The following is an 18,791-nucleotide window of genomic DNA, read 5'->3' as shown; positions in this document are numbered from 1 at the left end:
GGGTGTTGTCTCGTGCGCACTTACCGGGGCCGTGGACGGACGGCCGCTACCCGTGGCTGTCAGTGCTGCCAGGGGGTCGTGAGCGGGCCGAAGCCGGCCCGGTGGACGAGGCGTTCGGCCCGCTCCTGGGCCTCCTCCAGCAGTGCCTCCTCGTCGACGAGGGTGCAGCGCCCCTCCTCGACGACGACGCGTCCGCCGACGACGGTCATCTCGACGTCGCCGCCGCGCGCGGAGTAGACGAGCGCGGCCACGGTGCGGTGCAGCGGGCGCAGGTGGGGGCGGTCGAGCGCCACCACGGCGAGGTCGGCGGGCGCGCCGGGCGCGAGCACCCCGGCGCCGTTTCCGACGTACCGGCCGCCTTCCCTGGTGGCGAGTTCAAGGGCCTCCTCGCAGCGGGCCACCGCCGGGTCGAGCGTGTCGAGGCGCTGGGCGAACAAGGTCTGCTTCATGACCTCGAACATGTCCTGACGGTGCCCCGCGCTGGGCCCGTCGGTGCCCAGCGCCACCACGGCCCCGGCGTCGCGCAGGCGGCGCAGCGGCATCACTCCGGAGGCGAGGTAGGCGTTGGAGGCCGGGTTGTGGGCGACGGCGGCGCCGTGCTCCCCGACGGCCTTGACCTCGGCGTCGTCGAGCCAGACGGCGTGCGCGAGGGTGGCCCGCCCGTCGAGGAGACCTTCCGCGGCGAGCCAGCTCACGGGCCTGATCCCGTACGCGTCGAGGTAGCTCGCCGGGTCCTTGGGGCCCTCGCTGCAGTGCGTGTGCCAGCGGGCACCGAACTCGTGGGCCAACTCGGCGGCGCCGCGCACCAGTTCCTGGTCCCCGTAGCTCAGGTTGAGCGGGGCGGGCCAGATCTCGACGGCGGATCCGGGCGGCCTGCTCCGCATGCAGTCCCGCGTGATGTCGAGTTCCTCGGCGACGGAGTGGCGGAAGAGGTCGTCGGGCAGTCCGCGGGCGGCGGCGACGGCGGTCTTGTGCCCGATCATGCCGCGCGCGACGACGCCGCGGAGCCCGGCCGTCTCGATCGCGTCGGCCACCGAGAGAACCGTTTCCGCGTCGGTCGGCGCGTAGTGGTTGTCGACGACCGTGGTGATGCCGGAGCGCAGCGCCTCCACCGCGCCGAGCGTCGCCGCGACCCGCGCGTCCTCGGCGTCCACGGCGATCGAGTACGGCCACATGAACTCGCACAGCCACGGCCAGATCGACTGGCCCTCGCCGAGTCCCCTGGCCAGCGCCTGGAAGAGGTGGCTGTGCCCGTCCACGAACCCGGGCAGCACCGCCCGCCCCCGGCAGTCCACCACCCGCGCGCCCCGCCACCCGGCCTCGATCTCCGCCGCCGGGCCCACCGCCACGATCCGGTCGCCCGACACGGCGACGGCGCCGGGTTCGTACACGTTCCTGCCGTCGTCCACGGTGACCACGTGGCCTCCGGTGAACAGAAGGTCGCAGTGCCGCACGGAGTCCATGGGAGCCTCCAGGGTCCAGGGGGTCTCGGGCATCGGCCATGTTTCACATTGCATGCAACATATTGCGGCGGACGAAACTGTCAACCCCTCACGTCCGTACGGGACTTACCGACCCCGCCCCGCGACCAGCGGCTCAGTCCGCCAACTCATACGCATAATCCGCCGCGAACGCCCCCGCCTCCCCCTTGCACCCGTCCGACTCCCCCGGCAGCTTCACCCACAGGTACGCGTCGATTCCCGGCTCCCCGGTGCGCAGCGTCGGGGCCCGGCCCAGTGCCCGGCCCCCGGGGTCGCACCACTCGCCGTCGGGCGGGGCGCCGTTGCCGTTGCGGCTCGTGTCGATGACGGCGCCCAGGCCGCTCGGTCCGCCCATCGCGGCGAGCACCTTGCGGGCGTACGCGATCTCGTCGGATGTCCGGTGGAAGTTGGAGACGTTGGTGAACACGCCGTCGGAGGACGCGGCGGAGGCGGCGCCCGCCGCGCGCAGGCGTGCGGCCTGGGTGCCGGGCGGGTTCCAGGCGGAGTGCCCGGCGTCGTAGTAGACGCGGGCCCGGGGGTTCGCTGACTTGAGGGCGCGGCCCGCGTGCGCCAACGCCGCGTAGCGGGCCGCCTGTTGGCCCTTCGAGAGGCACTCGGTCTGGGACAGCGCGTCGGGCTCCAGGATCACGATGACCTCGCGGGTACCGAGTCCGCGCGCGAACCTGTCGATCCAGTCGCCGTACGCGTCGAGGTCGGGCGCCCCGCCCTCGGAGTACCCGCCGCAGTCCCGGTCGGGGACCGCGTACGGCACGAGCACCGGCACCTGCCCGGCGCGTGCCCCGGCCGAGGTGACCGCGCGCACCCGCGCCGTGATGGTGGCGGGCGTGTAGTCGGCGAACCAGACGGCGGCCGGGCGGTTCGCTATCCGGGACTCGATGAGCGGGCGGCGTGGGTCGGAGCGGTTGGCCCGCACCCAGTCGAGTACCTGGGAGTCGCCGTACCGGTACAGGCCGCTCGCGGCGGGTCCGGCACTCGACGGCTTCGGCCGCGTGGGTTTCTGCCCGACCGCCTTCGGCTTCGGCGGCTTCGGACTCTTCGACGGTGAGGGCGAGTTGCCCGTCGCCGAGGGGGTCGGCACCGCGGGCAGCGGACGCAGGCTCGGGGTCGCGCTGACGGTCGGGCGCGCCTCGTCGGCGCCTGCCTTGTCGCGGTCCAGGGCGGAGACGACGCCCGCCACGGCGCCGACGGCCACCACGGCCGAGGCCGCCGCCGCGAGCACGCCGCGCACGGTTCCGCTGCGCCGCCACGTCCGCCGTTCGGCCCGCCGCCGCGCGTGTGAGCCCGACACCGCACCCTCCCCCTCCAGGTCCGCCGTTCCCTCGTTCTGGGGAAGCCCCCGGCCAGCCGACGTCCGCGTAAGGCTACGGCTGGGACGCTGCGTGCATGGCGCAGTTGGAGCGGTTCGCACAGGCCCGGATCCCCGCTCAGGGGGTCGACATCGTGATCGCGAGAATGCGCGCGCTCGGCGCGGATCTGCCACCGCGCGACGGCGTGGCCGTCTTCAACCGGGTCTACCTCTGCGTCACGGAGGAGGTCGACCGGTCCATCGACGCGGGGCCCGCGGGCGGCTTCCCGGACCGGGGAGCGGCGGTCACGCTGGACGTCCGGTTCGCCGAGCGCTATCTCGTGGCGGTCGACGCGGCGGCCCACGGCGCGCGCCCGCCCGCCTGCTGGCGGCCCCTGTTCCAGTTCCGCCGGCATCCCGGCGTACGCCCGTTGCAGTTCGCGCTCGCGGGCATCAATGCGCACATCGGGCACGATCTGGCGCTCGCCGTCGTGGACGCGTGTCGCACGCTGGGCTGCGAACCGGACGCCCTGGAGGACGAGTTCGAGCGCGTGGGCGACCTCCTCGTCTCGCTGGAGGAGCGCATCCGCGAAGAGCTGATGCCGGGTCCCGATCTGCTCCAGGTCGCCGACCCGCTGACCCATCTGCTCGGCTCGTGGAGCCTGGAGCGCGCCCGCGACGGCGCGTGGGGAGCGGCCCGCGCCCTGTGGGCGCTGCGCGATCTGCCGTCCGTGGCGGCCGAGTTCGCGCACCGCCTGGACACATCGGTGGGCCTGGTGGGCCGGATGCTCCTCACACCGCTGCCGGACTGACCCGGGGACCCGGCGGGAACACACGTACCGTTCCAGGGCGTTGACAGACAGATCCGCACTGTCGAGCAAAGGAGCACGACCATGCCGACGACCACGACCCGACTCGGCCTCGGACTGCCCCAGATGAAGCAGTACGACATCGGCAGGGACGTCCCCGACGTGGCGCGCGCCGCGGAGGCCATCGGCTACGACAGCCTGTGGGTGTTCGAGCGGATCCTGTACCCCGAACCCGCCACCCAGGGCCTGTACGGAGTCCCGGGCCTGCCGTGGCCCGATCAGTACCGCTCGGTCGCCGACCCGCTCGTCGCGCTCACCCTGGCGGCGTCCGCCACGTCGCGCGCACGGCTCGGCACCAGCGTCCTCGTGGCGCCGCTGCACCTCCCCTTCCAACTCGCCCGTTCGCTCGCCTCGTTGGACGCGGCGAGCGGGGGCCGCGTCGTCGCGGGGCTCGGCACGGGCTGGTCGCACGACGAGTACGCGGCGGCCGGCGTGGCGCCCTTCGAGCGACGCGGCAAGGTGCTCGACGAGCTGATCGACGTGTGCCGCGCGGTGTGGGGCCCGGACCCGGTGTCGTACGAGGGCGAGCTGACGACCGTCGCGCCGTCCGTGGTCGGCCCCAAGCCGGCCGGGCCGCTGCCGATCCTGCTCCCGGCGAACAGCCCGAAGTCGGCCCGCCGCATGGTCGACAAGGCGGACGGCTGGATGCCCGCGGCGATGGGCGCCGAGGGCCTCAAGCAGCAGTGGGACCAGCTCCAGGCCCTCGCCGAGGAGCGCGGCCGCACCGCGCCCCTGCAGACCGTGCTGCGCGTGAACACGGTCCACACGCGCGCGCCGTACACCGGCGAGGACCGCAGGCCGTTCCAGGGCAGCGTCGACCAGATCGTGGAGGACCTGGTCGCGCACGACGAGGTGGGCCTTGAGGAGATCCTGCTCGAACTCCAGGGTGAGGCCCGCGACGCCGAGGAGCTCAAGGACGTCGCGGCGGAGGTGTACGAGAAGGCGCGCGCGGCCGGGGTGTAGGACCCGGCGTCAGTCCTCCGGGAGCTCCACCGGCGCGATCTCGTCGAACACGTCGCCCGGACCCGGGTTGGTCGCGTCCGTGCTGCCGCCCAGGTGGTGCATGACGCCCCACACCGCGTTCAGCGCGGTCTGCACGGCGCCCTCGGCCCACCCGGCCGTCCACGAGATGTCGTCACCGGCGAGGAAGATGCCCCGCCGGTCCTCGGGCAGCGTCTCCTGCATGAAGTGCGTGAACAGGCGGCGCTGGTAGCGGTAGTGGCCGGGCAGGTTCGCCTTGAACGCGCCCATGAAGTACGGCTCGTTCTCCCAGGACACGGTCACCGGGTTACCGATGATGTGCTTGCGGATGTCGACCTTCGGATAGATCTCGCCGAGCGACTTCAGCATGACGTCGAGCCGCTCGTTGGCCGACAGCGGCAGCCACTTCAGGCTGTCGTCGCACCACGTGTAGGAGAGGCAGATCGTGGCGGGCTTGTCCGGCCCGTCGTCGAGCAGGTACGTCCCGCGCGTCATGCGGTCGGTGAGCGTCATCGACATGACGTCACGCCCGGTGACCTCGTCCTTGTCCAGCCAGAACGGCCGGTCGACCGGCACGAACAGCTTGCTGGACTCCATGTAGTGCGTGCGCTCGATCGCCGTCCAGTGGTCGATCGGGAAGAGCTCGTCGTCGCAGTCGACCTTGGACAGCAGCATCCACGACTGCGCGGTGAAGATCGCCGCCTTGTACGTGCGGATGTCGCCGTCGGCGTCCGTGACGGTGATGTGGTTGCCGGCGGTGCGCGAGAGCCGGGTCACGGCCGGACGCGGCTTGCCGTCGACGTGCAGGGTGGCGAGCGAGGTCCCGTAGGGCCAGTGCACGATCTTCTCCGGCGCGCGCTCCCACAGGCGCAGCGGGAGCTGCTGCGAGCCGCCCTCGATGCCGCGGTGGTGGTCGTCGGCCTCGGTGTAGACGACGCGCAGGATCTCCAGGATGGAGTTCGGGAAGTCGGTGTCCCAGCCGCCGGTGCCGAAGCCGACCTGGCCGAAGATCTCCCGGTGCCGGAAGGACTTGAACGCCTCCGACTCGCAGAGGAACCCGTAGAACGTCTGGTTGTCGAGCTTCTCGACGAGCTTGCCCCAGATCTCGCGGATGCGCGGCACGTCGCGCTCGCGCATCGCCTGGTTCATGTCGGAGAAGTCGGCGCCCTCGTCGAGGCACTTGTTCCACGCCTCGGCGACGTCCCGGTACACCTGCGGCAGATCGGCGAGCGTCTCGGCGTAGTGGGACTCGCCCTTGAGGTCGACGACGGTCGAGGGCGTGGCCTCCGAGAGGGGGTTGGGGAACGCCCTCGTCTTCAGGCCCACCATGTCGATGTAGTGCTGCAACGCCGTGGACGACGGCGGGAAGCGCATCGCGCCCATCTCCGCGGTCAGGTCCGAGGCCCCCGCCGGGGTGCCCTCGAAGCCGACCGTACGCAGCCGGCCGCCGATCTGGTCGGCCTCGTACACGACGGGCGTGAGGCCCATCTTCATCAGCTCGTACGCGGCGACGATGCCGGACAGGCCGCCGCCGATGACCGCGACCTCGGTGCCGTGCTCGGTCGCGGGTATCTGGCCGAGGCCCGCGGGGTGGGCGAGGAAGTCGTCGTACGCGTACGGGAAGTCCGGCCCGAACATCGTGATGGGCGGCTGGCCCTCGGTGTGCTGGGCGGCGGTGGGCACCGTGGACGTCATGGGGTGCGGACTCCTTGCGGGTACTGAAGTGCTGGGCAGGAAGCGGGAGTTGAGGCGGACCGGGCCGGGCGGGCCGGGGACGGTCCGGGCCTCAGGAGGCGAGCGAGCCGTACAGCGCCGGGCGGCGGTCGCTCAGATACGGGTTGGCCGCGCGGGAGGCGGCGAGGAGATCGGGGTCGGCGTCGGCGAACAGCAGCTCCTCGCCGCGCCCGGCCCGGGCACGGGCCACCCCGTCGGGACCGGCGAGCGTGGAGAGCCCGACGAACTCGAACTCCCCTTCCGCACCGACCCTGTTGACGTACGCGACGTACATCTGGTTCTCGAAGGCGCGCACCGGCACGACCGACTCGGCGACGAATTGGAAGGGGTGCATCTGCGCCGTCGGCACGAGCAGCAGGTCGGTGCCGGCGAGGGCGTGCGCCCGGACGTTCTCCGGGAACTCGACGTCGTAGCAGATCATGAGGCCGACCCGCAGACCGTTCACCTCGGCCTGCACGACCGGCCGGTCACCGGGCGTGAACTGCTCGCGCTCGAAGCAGCCGAAGAGGTGCGTCTTGCGGTAGTTCGCGAGGCGGGCGCCGACGGCGGAGATCAGCTGTACGGAGTTGAAGACGGCGTCGCCCGCGCGCTCCGGGTAGCCGTAGGCGACGGCCAGGCCGTGCCGGTGCGCGATCTCGGCGATCGCGTCGGCGGCGTCCCCGTCGGCGGCCTCGGCGAGCCGGGCCACGTCGTCACCGATCGCGTACCCGGTCAGGAACATCTCCGAGGTCACGAGGACCCCGGCGCCCGCGGCGGCGGCCCGGCCCGCGGCCGCGTCGAGAACCTTGAGGTTCGCGGCGGTCGAGCCGGGGTGTCCTGAGCTCTGGAGCAGGGCGGTGCGCATGGGTGTCCTCAACCGGTACGGGGCAGGGTTCGGGGTCACCAAAAAGCTACGGGGGCCCGCCACCGCGTACAAGAAGCACCTGTTGCACGTATTGGAGCTGTTCGTTGCGTGGTTTTCGCGCCGAACGGCGATTCGTTGCGCGGGCCCCTCGGATCCCGTTACGCGGGCGAACCCGACGTGAATCGCCGCATCAGCGGCGACAGGACCAGCACGGATTTCGTCCGCTCGACGAACGGCTCCCCCGCGATGCGTTCCAGGACCCGCTCGAAGTGCCGCATGTCGGAGGCGAAGACCTGGACGATCGCGTCCGCCTCACCGGTGACGGTGGAGGCGGACGCGACCTCGGGATAGCGCTCCAGGCCCCGCCGGATCGCCTCCGGCGAGGTGTTGGAGCGGCAGTACATCTCGATGAACCCCTCGGTCTCCCAGCCGAGCGCGGCCGGGTCGACGCGCACCGTGAACCCGGTGATCGCGCCGGTGGCCCGCAGCCGGTCCACGCGGCGCTTCACGGCGGGCGCGGACAGGCCGACCAGCTGGCCGATGTCCGCGTAGGAGCGGCGGGCGTCCTCGGCGAGGGCGTGCACGATGCGTTCGTCGAGATCGTTCAGCAAGGCAGGAGGTTCACTTTTCTGCGTCTACGAGGCCCGAGTCCTGGGCGGCCAGGCGGGAGCGGCGCATCCCGTAACTGAAGTAGAACACGAGACCGACGGCCATCCAGACACCGAAGACGATCCAGGTGATAGCGGACAGGCTGCCCATCATCCAGACGCAGAGCGCGAAGCCGATGAGCGGCAGGAGCGGCGACAGCGGCACGCGGAAGGTGCGCTTCATGTCGGGGCGGGTCCGGCGCAGCATGATCACGGCGATGTTGACCAGGGCGAACGCGAAGAGCGTGCCGATGCTGGTGGCGTCGGCGAGCTGGCCGAGCGGGACGGCGGCCGCGAGGACACCGCAGAACAGGGACACGATGACCGTGTTGGCGCGCGGCGCCCCGGTCTTGGGGTGCACCTTCGAGAACACCTTGGGCACGAGGCCGTCGCGGGACATCGCGAACAGCACGCGGGTCTGCCCGTAGAGCACGGTGAGCACGACGGACGCGATGGCGATGACGGCGCCGGCGGCGAGCACCGTGCCCCAGAAGGGCTGTCCCGTGACGTCCTTCATGATCGCGGCGAGCGTCGCCTCGGAGTCGTTGAAGTCCGTCCAGCGGCGGGCGCCCACGGCGACGGCGGCCACGAGGACGTACAGCGCGGTGACGATGATCAGCGACAGCATGATGGCGCGCGGCAGGTCCCGCTGCGGGTTCTTCGCCTCCTCACCGGCGGTGGAGGCGGCGTCGAAGCCGATGTACGAGAAGAAGAGCGTGGCACCGGCGGCGCTCACGCCCGCCATGCCGAGCGGCATGAAGTTCTCGTAGTTGCCGGACTTGAAGCCCATGAAGCCGATGACGCAGAAGAGGATCAGGGCCGCGATCTTCACGGCGACCATGATGGTGTTGGCCCGCGCGGACTCCTTGGCGCCGCCGAGCAGGAACACCATGGCGAGCAGCACCACGATGAGCGCGGGCAGGTTGAAGATCCCGCCGTCGCCGGGCGGCGCGGACAGGGCGGCGGGGATGGTGACGCCTATCGTCCCGTCGAGCAGCTCGTTGAGGTACTCGCCCCAGCCGACGGCGACCGCGGCGACCGAGACCCCGTACTCCAGGACCAGACACCAGCCGCACACCCAGGCGAGAAGTTCGCCCATCGTTGCGTACGCATACGAGTAGGAGGACCCGGCGACCGGGATGGTGCCGGCCAGTTCGGCGTACGAGAGCGCCGAGAAGAGCGCGGTGAGACCGGCGATCACGAAGGACAGCGTGACGGCGGGACCGGCCTTCGGCACGGCCTCGCCGAGCACCACGAAGATGCCGGTGCCGAGCGTGGCACCGATGCTGATCATCGTCAGCTGCCAGAGCCCCAGGGAGCGCCGCAGCGAGCCGCCTTCGCCCTGGCCGCCCTCCGCGACCAGGAGATCCACCGGCTTGCGCCGCATGAGGCGGGCGCCGAACCCCGCGGGGGCGGGGGCGGCTTGCGGGGTGCGCGGGGGTGCGCCGTGGTCGAGCACGGACTGGCTCCTTCATCGCTGCCGGGTGGGGTTGACCGCAGCGAGGGGGACGCGGCGGAGCACACCCGTCAAACGGGTCCCGCCGAGCAGGCCGAACCCCCGCCACGCAACGTACAGCGGATGACTCTAGAGGAGTTCTGTTCTCAGGTGTAATGCAGCAACCTTGCGCAGTCGCGCATGATCGTTGCGCTACGTTCCGGCTCGCGGATGATTGTTGCGCGCGAGCTTTCGTCCGTTGCGTGCGGATTGACCGGAAACGACGGAACCCCGCGCCCCTCGGAAGAGAGACGCGGGGTTCGCGGTACTTCGCGCTGCTGGGGTCCTAGCTCCAGCTGGCGTGCAGCGGCTTGCCCTCGGCGTAACCGGCGGCGGACTGGATGCCGACCGTGGCGCGCTCCTCGAATTCGGCGAGCGAGTTGGCGCCGGCGTACGTGCAGGAGGAGCGGACGCCCGCGATGACCGAGTCGATCAGGTCCTCGACGCCCGGACGCTCCGGGTCGAGGAACATCCGCGAGGTGGAGATGCCCTCCTCGAAGAGCGCCTTGCGGGCGCGGTCGTAGGCGGACTCGTCGCTCGTCCGGTTCTTCACGGCGCGGGCCGAGGCCATGCCGAACGACTCCTTGTAGGCACGGCCCTTGGCGTCGTGCTGAAGGTCGCCCGGGGACTCGTACGTCCCGGCGAACCACGAACCGATCATGACGTTGGAGGCGCCGGCGGCGAGCGCCATGGCGACGTCGCGCGGGTGCCGCACGCCACCGTCGGCCCACACGTGCTTGCCGTACTTCTTGGCCTCGGCGGCGCACTCCAGGACGGCGGAGAACTGCGGCCGGCCGACGCCGGTCATCATGCGCGTGGTGCACATGGCGCCGGGTCCGACACCGACCTTGATGATGTCGGCGCCGGCCTCGATCAGGTCCTTGACGCCCTCGGCCGCGACGATGTTGCCCGCGACGATCGGCACCTGCGGGTCGAGCGCGCGGACCTTCTTGATGGCCTCGATCATCGACTCCTGGTGGCCGTGGGCCGTGTCGATGACGAGCGTGTCCGCGCCGGCGTCGAGCAGCTGCTTGGCCTTGCCCGCGACGTCGCCGTTGATGCCGACGGCGGCGGCGATGCGCAGCTTGCCGTCGGCGTCGGTGGCCGGGGTGTAGAGGGTCGCGCGCAGGGCGCCGGTGCGCGTCAGGATGCCGGCGAGGCGGCCGTCCTTGTCCACGGCCGGGGCGTAGCGGCGGTTGGCGCCGTCCAGCTTGTTGAAGGCATCGCGCGGGTCGATGTCCGCGTCGAGCAGCAGCAGGTCCTTGGACATGACCTCGGACAGCTGCGTGAAGCGGTCGACGCCGGTCAGGTCCTGGTCGGTGACGACACCGACGGGCCGCTGCTCGTCGTCGACGACGACACCGGCGTTGTGCGCGCGCTTGTTGAGCAGCGCCAGGGCGTCCGCGACGGTCTGCGTCGGCGCGAGGACGATCGGGGTGTCGAGCACCAGGTGGCGCGTCTTGACCCAGGAGATGACCTCGGTGACGACCTCGATCGGAATGTCCTGCGGAATGACGACAAGGCCACCGCGGCGGGCGACGGTCTCGGCCATACGACGCCCGGCGATCGCGGTCATGTTGGCGACGACCAGCGGGATCGTGGTCCCCGTACCGTCCGGCGAGGAAAGGTCCACGGCCTGCCGGGAGCCGACGGCGCTCCGGCTCGGCACCATGAAGACGTCGTCGTACGTCAGGTCGTACGCGGGCTTGATGTCATTGAGGAAACGCACGTGCGGACATCCCAGTCGGTAGAAGGGGGCCCCAGAAGTGTGCTCCCGGGGCACAAAGCACGTACTTCATTTTCCCATGTCGGCTCGGATCACGTCTTCGGGGTGAACATCCCAAGGTCAGCGCGGCTGCCTGGATGATCCTCCGAGCGCGAGCAGCACCTGGGCCGCGGAAGCCTGCGCGAACACCTGACGGGCGATGTCCCACTGCTCCGGCTGCCGCGCCTCGAACCCCTCCCACCCGGACACGAGGAGCACCAGCGCCCCGTCCGGGTCCGCCTCCGGCAGCTGTCCGGGATCGCTCAGCGCGTCGGCGAGGGCGTCCCAGTTCCGCCCGAACCACGCGGGAAGTTCCAGCGCGGAGGCGCACCGGTCCATGAACCCGGTCTTGTCCGTGATCCCGTCGAGGTCGAGTCCGCGGACGGTCCACCGGTCCGGGGAAGCGGGCAGCCCGCTCATCGAAGCACCGCCTTGAACGACTCGTAGTGGTCATCGGTGTAGTACGTCTCCCCGGCGCTGCCGGTGACGATGCGCCGGGCGCCGCGGTCGTCCTCGCCCGGGGTGCGCACGGTGTACTCGTGGTAGTGGCCGCGCGGCTGCTTCGGCAGCTCACCCTCGAAGTTCCCGAAGACGCTGCCGTCCTTCTCGTACGGGAACGGCCCACCGGCGTCGATGAGTTCGAGCGTACGCCGCGCCTCTGCGGGCAGCTCGGCCGCGCGCACCGTGGCCATGCCCGGCGCCCAGGAGGGGCTGTCGCCCGACGACTGCCCGGACGTCCCGGCGCACCCGCCGGCGAACAGGACAAGACAGGCGAGCAGCACCCGGAGCAGATACCTCATGCCGCGATGCTGCCATCAACTTCGGGCCCCGCCACTGATTGAGGCGCGGGGCCCTGGTCAGCGCCCCGCGACGTCAACCGATCCGACCGCTACACGCCATCCGGGTCGGCCCGCTGCAACGCCGGCTTCGGTGCGGAACCGGCCGCCAGCAGAAAGTCCGCCGCAGCCGTATCCGTGACCAGACTGGTCACGAGCCCCGACCGCAGCACCGCGTCGATGGCGGCAGCCTTCCGCTGCCCACCCGCGATCGCGACGACCTCCGGTATGCGCCGGAGGCGGTCCGCCTCGACGGTGATGCACCGCTCCCCCAGGTCCCGCCCGACCCGGCGGCCCTGCGCGTCGAAAAGGTGCGCGGACATCTCGGCGGCGACGCCCAGGGACGCGTAGTGCGCGCGCTCCTCGTCGCTCAGCATGTCGTGCACGGTCGAGATGCCCGGCTCCCACGAGCCGATGGACACGCACGCGACGGTGACCTTGTCGAAGTACTCGAAGGCGCGGGCGATCCCCGTCTGGTTGCGCAGCGCCGCAGCCGTCGCGGCGTCCGGCAGCAGCATCGGCGCGTAGATGGGGTGCGCGTCGCCGCCCGACACCTGCGCCGCGCGCCGCACGGCCTCCACGGAGCCGCGCTCCGCGGTCCCCGCGTCGTACACGCCCGTCAACTGCACCACGGTGCACGGCGGAAGCCGGTCGAGGGCGGCCGCCATGTGGATGGTGGAGCGGCCCCACGCGAGGCCGAGCACATCGCCCTCGGTGACCAGCTCGCCGAGCAGATCCGCCGCGACCTCGCCGAGGTTCTCCGGGTCGGAGGACTCGTCGATCTCCGCGGGCGACTCGACGACGACCGCGTGGCGCAGCCCGTAGCGGGCCCGCAGCGCGTCGGAGCGCTCGGCGTCCAGCTCGGCAGGGACTCGGATCTCGATACGTACGAGATCCCGCTCGAGGGCGGTCTCGAGGACCCGTGCCACCTTGAAGCGGCTCACGCCGAACTCCTCGGCGATCTGGATCTTGGACTTGCCCTCGAGGTAGAAGCGACGGGCCATGGCCGCCGCCTGCACCAGCTCCGCGGGTCCCATCCGCAGGGCCGCCCGTCCCGCCGATGATGCGGACACGGCGTTCTCCTCACTTCTCTTAAGTCACGAATCGTCTGCTGCTCACGAATGCCGCTCACGAATCGACTGGTGTTCACAACCTGGATACGCCGTTCATCCTTGCAGATCCGACGCGGTTGATCAGCCCCGATGGACGCCGTTCACGTACCGGTGGCTCAGTGGTCGCACGCCCAGGCCGCGGACGACGTGGCGCCCTCCGCCTGGGTGCGCAGTGCACGTACCGCCTCCGCCGGGTCCTTCGCCCCGTAGACGGCCGATCCGGCCACGAAGACGTCGGCGCCCGCCTCGGCGCACCGCTCGATCGTCGCGGCGGAGACCCCGCCGTCGACCTGCAGCCACAGCTCCAGACCGTGCTTACCGATCAGCTCACGGGTGCGGCGGATCTTGGGCAGCATGATGTCCAGGAACGCCTGCCCGCCGAATCCCGGCTCAACCGTCATGATCAACAGCATGTCGAGCTCGGGGAGCAGATCCTCGTACGGCTCGATCGGCGTCGCCGGCTTCAGGGCCATCGAGGCGCGGGCGCCCTTGGCGCGGATCTCACGCGCGAGCCGGACGGGGGCGGCGGCCGCCTCCGCGTGGAAGGTGACGGAACCGGCACCCGCTTCGACGTACTGGGGGGCCCAGCGATCGGGGTCCTCGATCATCAGATGGCAGTCCAACGGGGTGTCCGTCGCCCGCGCCAGCGACTCTACGACCGGAACCCCGAGGGTCAGGTTCGGGACGAAGTGGTTGTCCATGACGTCGACATGGAGCCAATCGGCGCCTTCGGCGGCCTTTGCCTCGTCGGCAAGGCGGGCGAAGTCCGCGGACAGGATGCTGGGGTTGATCTGCACGGCCATGCCCCAAGCGTGCCATGCCCCGGCCCCTCGCCCCGCCACGGTCCCGCCCCATACCTGAGACCGATACCGAGCCGTGCCCGCCCGTGCCATTCTTGGCGGCTCGCAGGAGGGGCCGGCCTCCGGCCCCTGGGGGAGCGACCGCGCACGACGCAGCGGGGGACACCATGGCGGACGAGCAGAGCACGGTGAGCACGGCGCCCGGACGCGGCGGTGTCGCGTGGCTGGTGTGCGGGCGGCGCAGCAAGTGGCTGGTGCTGCTGCTGTGGCTGGTGGTCATCGTCGGCACGGCGCCGCTCGCCCAGAAGCTCACCGACGCGCAGGACAACGACGCGCAGTCCTGGCTGCCCGGCTCCGCGGAGTCCACCCAAGTCCTCGACCTGTCCAAGGACTTCAGGCCGGAGACCATCCCCGCCGTGGTGATCTACGCGCGCGAGGGCGGGCTCACCGTCGCGGACCGGGCCCGTATCGCCAAGGACGCCGCGCAGATCAAGCGGCTGAGCGCGCATGGGGTGCGCGGCACGGAGACCCGCGGCCCGGCCTTCGACAAGAAGGTGAACCCCTCGGCGGCCCAGATCTACGTCCCGGTGACGATGGACGCCAAGGGCTTCGAGCGGATCGCCCCCGCGGTGGACTCCATCCGTGACCGGAGCGGCACGTCGGCGGACGGGCTGCGGATCCACATCACCGGTCCCGGCGGCACCTCCGCGGACTTCTCCAAGGCCTTCGAGGGCATCGACTCGACGCTGCTGTTCGCGGCGCTCGGCATCGTGATCGTGATCCTGCTGTGCACGTACCGCAGTCCGTCCCTGCTGCTCGCACCGGTGCTGAGCGTGGTGGCGGCCCTGTTCACGGCGCAGGCGCTGATCTATGTCCTCGCCGAGCACGCCGGGCTCACCGTGAACGGGCAGAGCGCGGGCATCCTCACCGTGCTCGTGTTCGGCGCGGGGACGGACTACGCGCTGCTGCTCGTCGCCCGCTACCGCGAGGAGCTGCGCCGGCACGAGGACCGGCACGAGGCGATGGCGCTGGCCCTGCACCGGGCGGGCCCCGCGGTGCTCGCGTCGGGCGCGACGGTCGTCCTGAGCATGCTGGTCCTGCTGACGGCCGACATGAACTCGACGCGGGGCCTCGGCCCGGTCGCCGCGATCGGCGTCGCCGTCGCCCTGCTCGCGATGCTGACGCTGTTCCCCGCCCTGCTGGTGATCTTCGGCCGCTGGCTGTTCTGGCCGGTGATCCCGCACCTCGGCTCGCCCGAGCCCACCGAGCGCGGCCTGTGGGCGCGCACGGGGCGGAAGATCGCGCGCCGCCCGCGCCTGGTCTGGATCGTCACGGCGGGGGTACTCGCCCTGCTCTCCCTCGGCCTGATCCAGCTGAAGGCGGAGGGCATCAGCAACGCCGACTCGTTCACCGGCGAACCCGACTCGATCGTGGGACAGAAGATCTCCGCGGAGTACTTCCCCGCGGGCACCGGCGACCCGCTGGTCATCGTCGCGAACCAGGCGCAGGGCGCGCAGGTGCGGCGGGCGGTCGCCACGACGGACGGTGTCGTACGCGGCAGCATCGGCGTGCCACCGAACACGAAACCCGTGGCGGACGGCCGGATCCTCTTCGAGGCGACGACGACCGCACCGGCCGACAGCCAGGCCGCCAAGGACACGGTGGACCGGGTGCGGGCCTCGGTGGGGGACGTGAACGGCGCGGAGGCGAAGGTGGGCGGCGGCACGGCGGCGCTGCTCGACATGGACCGGGCGACCACGCACGACAACAAGCTGGTGATCCCGCTGGTCCTGGTGGTCGTCCTGCTGATCCTCGGCCTGCTCCTACGGGCCCTGGTGGCACCCCTGTTGCTGATCGCGACGGTCGTGCTGTCCTTCGCGGCGGCCCTCGGCATCAGCGCGCTCGCGTTCCGCCACCTCTTCGACTACGCGGGCGAATCGACGGACTTCCCGCTGTTCGTCTTCGTGTTCCTGGTGGCGCTCGGCATCGACTACAACATCTTCCTCACGACCCGCATCCGTGAGGAGGCCGCCCGCCAGGGCACCCGCCCCGGCATCGTCACGGGCCTGGCCGCGACCGGCGCGGTGATCACGTCGGCGGGCCTGGTCCTCGCGGGCACGTTCGCGGCCCTCGGCACCCTCCCGATGGTCGCCTTCGCGGAAATCGGCTTCGCGGTGGCCGCGGGCATCCTCCTGGACACCTTCGTGGTCCGCTCGATCCTGGTGACATCCCTGTTCCTGGACGTGGGCCCGAGGATGTGGTGGCCGAACAAACTCGAGTAGCTCCAGCCCGAGGCCTTTCAAGCCCCTGCGACGCTTGAGCAGCGGGGCCCGCGATCTTTCAAGCCCCTGCGGCGATTGAGCAGCGGGGTCCGGGGCAGAGCCCCGAGTCGTCAACCCCGGTCGCCCGCGACAAGACCTACGCGGTACGCCGAATCAGCGCCAAATACATCGCATCGGTCCCATGCAGATGCGGCCACAACTGCACATCCGGCCCCTCCCCGAGCCCCGGCACACCTTCCAACAGAGGCCGCGCATCGATGAGTTCGGCCCCGCCGACCCCCTTCAGCACGTCCTCGACCACCGCCCGCGTCTCCGCGAGATGCGGCGAGCACGTCGCGTACCCCACGACACCCCCCACCCGCACCGACTCGAGCGCCTTGCGCAGCAGCCCCCGCTGCAGCGGCCCGAACCCCTCCAGGTCCTCCGGCCGCCGCCGCCACCGCGCCTCCGGGCGCCGCCGCAGCGCGCCGAGTCCCGTACAGGGCACGTCCATCAGGATCCGGTCGAACGTCCCCGGGCCCCACGGCGGACGCGTCCCGTCCGCGGCGATCACCTGGTAGGGCCCCGGGTTCCCGGCCAGCGCCTTCGCGACGAGCCCGGCCCGGTGCGGCTGCTTCTCGGAGGCGAGCAGCGTCGCCCCGCGCTCGGCGGCGAGCCCGGCCAGCATGGCCGCCTTGCCGCCTGGCCCCGCGCACCCGTCGAGCCACTTCTCGTCGCGCCCCTCGATCGGAGCGTTCGCGAGCGCGATGGCGACCAGCTGGCTTCCCTCGTCCTGCACCCCGGCACGGCCGGACCGCACGACGTCGAACGACCCCGGCTCACCGCCCTCGGCAAGCCGCACGGCATACGGCGACCAGCGTCCAGGCAGCCCCGACTCCTCGCCCACCTCGGCGAGTACGGCCTCGGCCGTGGTCCGCCCGGGCCGCGCCACGAGCGTCACCTCGGGCCGCTCGTTGTCGGCCTCCAGGAGGTCCTCGATCCCGGCACGCCCACCACCCAACGAATCCCACAGGGCGGAGACAACCCATCGCGGATGCGAATGCACCACGGACAGGTGGTCGTCGGGATCCTCGTCGTACGGCGGCGCGACCCGCTCGACCCACGCGTCGAGATCGTGCTGCGAGACCTTCCGCAGCACGGCGTTCACGAACTTGGCCCGCCCGTCACCGAGCACGACGCGCGCCAGCTCGACCGACGCGGACACGGCGGCGTGCGTCGGGATCCGCGTACCGAGCAGCTGGTGCACGCCGAGGTTGAGCACATCGAGAACCGGCGGGTCGACCTCGCGCAGCGGCCGGTCGATGCAGGCCGCCACGATCGCGTCGTACGTCCCCTGCTTGCGCAGCGTCCCGTACACGAGCTCGGTCGCGAGCGCGGCGTCACGCGCGTCGAAGTCACCCTTCTCGCGGGCCTTGCGCAGCAGCGGCGGCAGCACGAGGTTCGCGTACGCGTCCCGCTCGTCCACCGCGCGCAACGCCTCGAAGGCGAGGATGCGCACGGGGTCCTTCTTGGGACGGCGGTGGGGCTTGCCGGGCTTACGAGGGGGCCGGCCGGGCTGGTCGCTCAAAGGTGCTCCGCTGCTGGGATCGTACGGGCGCTACGCACGGGTCGTACGCCGGGATGAACCCTCCCAGGGTACGTCCCGGCCCCGACAACGGTCCTCGTGGGCCGGTCAGACCAGGGTCTCGCCCTCGGCGATCCGGGTGCCGCGCGCCCAGTCCGCCGCGGCCATCGGCTTCTTGCCCTGCGCCTGCACCCAGAGCAGCTCGACGGCGTGCGAACCGGTGCCCACGTAGAGGTTCTTCTTGCCCGCGCCGATCTCCCCCGGCGCCAGGTCGGTCCGGTCGGGCGCGAGGACGGCCGTGCGCACCTTGAGCCGCTCGCCGCGGAACTCGGTCCAGGCGCCGGGCGCGGGCGTGCAGCCCCGGACGACCCGGTCGACCCGCAGGGCCGGCGCGGTCCAGTCGATACGGGCGTCCTCCACGGTGATCTTCGGCGCGAGGGTGACGCCGTCGGCGGGCTGCGGCACGGCCTCGATCGTGCCGTCCTCGATCCCGTCCATGGTCGCGGCGAGCAGCCCCGCGCCCGCGAACGCGAGCCGGGTCAGCAGGTCGCCGCTGGTGTCGGTGGCGCGGACCGCCTCGGTCACCGTCCCGTACACGGGCCCGGAGTCGAGCCCCTCCTCGATGAGGAACGTGGACGCGCCGGTGATCTCGTCACCCGCCATCACCGCGTGCTGCACGGGCGCGGCGCCCCGCCACGCGGGCAGCAGCGAGAAGTGCAGGTTGACCCAGCCGCGGGCGGGCACGTCGAGCGCGACCTTCGGGAGCAGCGCCCCGTACGCGACGACCGGGCAGCAGTCGGGAGCGATCTCCCGCAGCCTCGCCAGGAACTCCTCGTCACGCGGCTTGGCCGGCTTGAGCACTTCGATGCCGGCCTCCTCGGCCCGCTGGGCGACCGGGCTCGCGACCAGTCGACGGCCGCGCCCCGCCGGTGCGTCGGGCCGGGTGACGACCGCGGCGACCTCGTGCCGGTCGGAGGCGATCAGGGCGTCCAGGGCGGGAACGGCGACCTCGGGGGTGCCTGCGAAGACGAGCTTCATCGGTGGCGTACAGCCTCTCGGGGCAGGGTCACGGGCA

16 protein-coding genes are annotated in these 18,791 nt (G+C 71.7%); 3 read left to right on the top strand and 13 right to left on the bottom strand.

The features are described 5' to 3' along the window. Positions 1-59 precede the first annotated feature (59 nt). Positions 60-1,496, bottom strand: coding sequence for an amidohydrolase family protein (locus ACP4E5_RS36225; protein ID WP_425836248.1), 1,437 nt, complete (start codon positions 1,494-1,496; stop codon positions 60-62). A gap of 100 nt (positions 1,497-1,596) precedes the next feature. After that, complete coding sequence (locus ACP4E5_RS36220) at positions 1,597-2,730, bottom strand: glycoside hydrolase family 6 protein (protein WP_425841931.1); 1,134 nt, start codon at positions 2,728-2,730, stop codon at positions 1,597-1,599. 155 nt (positions 2,731-2,885) lie between these two features. On the opposite strand from ACP4E5_RS36220, the gene ACP4E5_RS36215 reads away from it, so the two are divergent. Continuing rightward, the gene (locus tag ACP4E5_RS36215) at positions 2,886-3,599 is read left to right on the top strand and encodes a DUF5995 family protein (protein WP_425836245.1); all 714 of its coding nucleotides are present in this window, start codon (positions 2,886-2,888) and stop codon (positions 3,597-3,599) included. A gap of 81 nt (positions 3,600-3,680) precedes the next feature. Then, positions 3,681-4,619 carry an LLM class F420-dependent oxidoreductase gene (locus ACP4E5_RS36210; RefSeq protein WP_425836242.1) on the top strand — a complete coding sequence of 313 codons (939 nt, stop codon included), beginning with the start codon at positions 3,681-3,683 and terminating at the stop codon, positions 4,617-4,619. Between the two features lie 9 nt (positions 4,620-4,628). On the opposite strand, the gene ACP4E5_RS36205 is transcribed toward ACP4E5_RS36210, so the two are convergent. The 9 genes from ACP4E5_RS36205 to rpe all read right to left on the bottom strand — a co-directional run bounded on the left by ACP4E5_RS36205 (position 4,629) and on the right by rpe (position 13,873). After that, entirely contained in the window at positions 4,629-6,332 is a 1,704-nt protein-coding gene (locus tag ACP4E5_RS36205) for a flavin monoamine oxidase family protein (RefSeq protein ID WP_425836240.1), read from the bottom strand. A 91-nt stretch (positions 6,333-6,423) separates the two neighbouring features. Beyond that, positions 6,424-7,215, bottom strand: coding sequence for a carbon-nitrogen hydrolase family protein (locus ACP4E5_RS36200; RefSeq protein ID WP_425836237.1), 792 nt, complete (start codon positions 7,213-7,215; stop codon positions 6,424-6,426). A gap of 158 nt (positions 7,216-7,373) precedes the next feature. Next, positions 7,374-7,826, bottom strand: coding sequence for an Lrp/AsnC family transcriptional regulator (locus ACP4E5_RS36195; RefSeq protein ID WP_399235327.1), 453 nt, complete (start codon positions 7,824-7,826; stop codon positions 7,374-7,376). A 10-nt stretch (positions 7,827-7,836) separates the two neighbouring features. Continuing rightward, entirely contained in the window at positions 7,837-9,321 is a 1,485-nt protein-coding gene (locus tag ACP4E5_RS36190) for an amino acid permease (protein WP_425836234.1), read from the bottom strand. A 322-nt stretch (positions 9,322-9,643) separates the two neighbouring features. Then, a complete protein-coding gene (locus tag ACP4E5_RS36185; protein ID WP_425836231.1) occupies positions 9,644-11,086 on the bottom strand; it encodes a GuaB1 family IMP dehydrogenase-related protein in 1,443 nt (480 codons plus the stop codon). Between the two features lie 117 nt (positions 11,087-11,203). After that, a complete protein-coding gene (locus ACP4E5_RS36180) occupies positions 11,204-11,542 on the bottom strand; it encodes a barstar family protein (protein WP_425836225.1) in 339 nt (112 codons plus the stop codon). Beyond that, positions 11,539-11,922, bottom strand: coding sequence for a guanyl-specific ribonuclease (locus ACP4E5_RS36175; RefSeq protein WP_425836222.1), 384 nt, complete (start codon positions 11,920-11,922; stop codon positions 11,539-11,541). The genes ACP4E5_RS36180 and ACP4E5_RS36175 overlap by 4 nt, the downstream gene beginning before the upstream one ends. Positions 11,923-12,011: 89 nt before the next feature. Further along, positions 12,012-12,995, bottom strand: coding sequence for a sugar-binding transcriptional regulator (locus ACP4E5_RS36170; RefSeq protein WP_425841928.1), 984 nt, complete (start codon positions 12,993-12,995; stop codon positions 12,012-12,014). A gap of 191 nt (positions 12,996-13,186) precedes the next feature. After that, positions 13,187-13,873 (bottom strand): ribulose-phosphate 3-epimerase, encoded by a 687-nt coding sequence (gene rpe, locus ACP4E5_RS36165; RefSeq protein WP_425836220.1) that lies wholly within the window; start codon positions 13,871-13,873, stop codon positions 13,187-13,189. A gap of 164 nt (positions 13,874-14,037) precedes the next feature. Here rpe and ACP4E5_RS36160 point away from each other — a divergent pair, with 164 nt between their 5' ends. Then, positions 14,038-16,152, top strand: a complete 2,115-nt coding sequence (locus ACP4E5_RS36160; RefSeq protein WP_425836217.1) for an MMPL family transporter — start codon at positions 14,038-14,040, stop codon at positions 16,150-16,152. Between the two features lie 136 nt (positions 16,153-16,288). Here ACP4E5_RS36160 and ACP4E5_RS36155 read toward each other — a convergent pair whose 3' ends face one another. Both ACP4E5_RS36155 and fmt read right to left on the bottom strand, forming a co-directional pair. Next, the gene (locus ACP4E5_RS36155; RefSeq protein ID WP_425836214.1) at positions 16,289-17,719 is read right to left on the bottom strand and encodes an RsmB/NOP family class I SAM-dependent RNA methyltransferase; all 1,431 of its coding nucleotides are present in this window, start codon (positions 17,717-17,719) and stop codon (positions 16,289-16,291) included. 105 nt (positions 17,720-17,824) lie between these two features. Beyond that, positions 17,825-18,754, bottom strand: a complete 930-nt coding sequence (fmt, locus tag ACP4E5_RS36150) for a methionyl-tRNA formyltransferase (protein WP_425836211.1) — start codon at positions 18,752-18,754, stop codon at positions 17,825-17,827. Between the last annotated feature and the right edge of the window lie 37 nt (positions 18,755-18,791).

It is taken from the genome of Streptomyces fractus, assembly GCF_049844455.1.
GTDB classification, from domain to species: Bacteria; Actinomycetota; Actinomycetes; order Streptomycetales; family Streptomycetaceae; genus Streptomyces; species Streptomyces fractus.
The sequence above is the reverse complement of the archived record's forward strand: the minus strand, read 5'-3'. Positions and strand labels throughout refer to the sequence as shown.

Bases quoted from the DNA above. Each gene is read 5' to 3' on its own strand.
- ACP4E5_RS36170 (WP_425841928.1), bottom strand. From the start codon at position 12,995: ATGGGACCCGCGGAGCTGGTGCAGGCGGCGGCCATGGCCCGTCGCTTC.
- ACP4E5_RS36205 (WP_425836240.1), bottom strand. From the start codon at position 6,332: ATGACGTCCACGGTGCCCACCGCCGCCCAGCACACCGAGGGCCAGCCG.
- ACP4E5_RS36210 (WP_425836242.1), top strand. From the start codon at position 3,681: ATGCCGACGACCACGACCCGACTCGGCCTCGGACTGCCCCAGATGAAG.
- rpe (WP_425836220.1), bottom strand. From the start codon at position 13,873: ATGGCCGTGCAGATCAACCCCAGCATCCTGTCCGCGGACTTCGCCCGC.
- ACP4E5_RS36225 (WP_425836248.1), bottom strand. From the start codon at position 1,496: ATGCCCGAGACCCCCTGGACCCTGGAGGCTCCCATGGACTCCGTGCGG.
- ACP4E5_RS36215 (WP_425836245.1), top strand. From the start codon at position 2,886: ATGGCGCAGTTGGAGCGGTTCGCACAGGCCCGGATCCCCGCTCAGGGG.
- ACP4E5_RS36175 (WP_425836222.1), bottom strand. From the start codon at position 11,922: ATGAGGTATCTGCTCCGGGTGCTGCTCGCCTGTCTTGTCCTGTTCGCC.
- ACP4E5_RS36180 (WP_425836225.1), bottom strand. From the start codon at position 11,542: ATGAGCGGGCTGCCCGCTTCCCCGGACCGGTGGACCGTCCGCGGACTC.
- ACP4E5_RS36160 (WP_425836217.1), top strand. From the start codon at position 14,038: ATGGCGGACGAGCAGAGCACGGTGAGCACGGCGCCCGGACGCGGCGGT.
- ACP4E5_RS36200 (WP_425836237.1), bottom strand. From the start codon at position 7,215: ATGCGCACCGCCCTGCTCCAGAGCTCAGGACACCCCGGCTCGACCGCC.
- fmt (WP_425836211.1), bottom strand. From the start codon at position 18,754: ATGAAGCTCGTCTTCGCAGGCACCCCCGAGGTCGCCGTTCCCGCCCTG.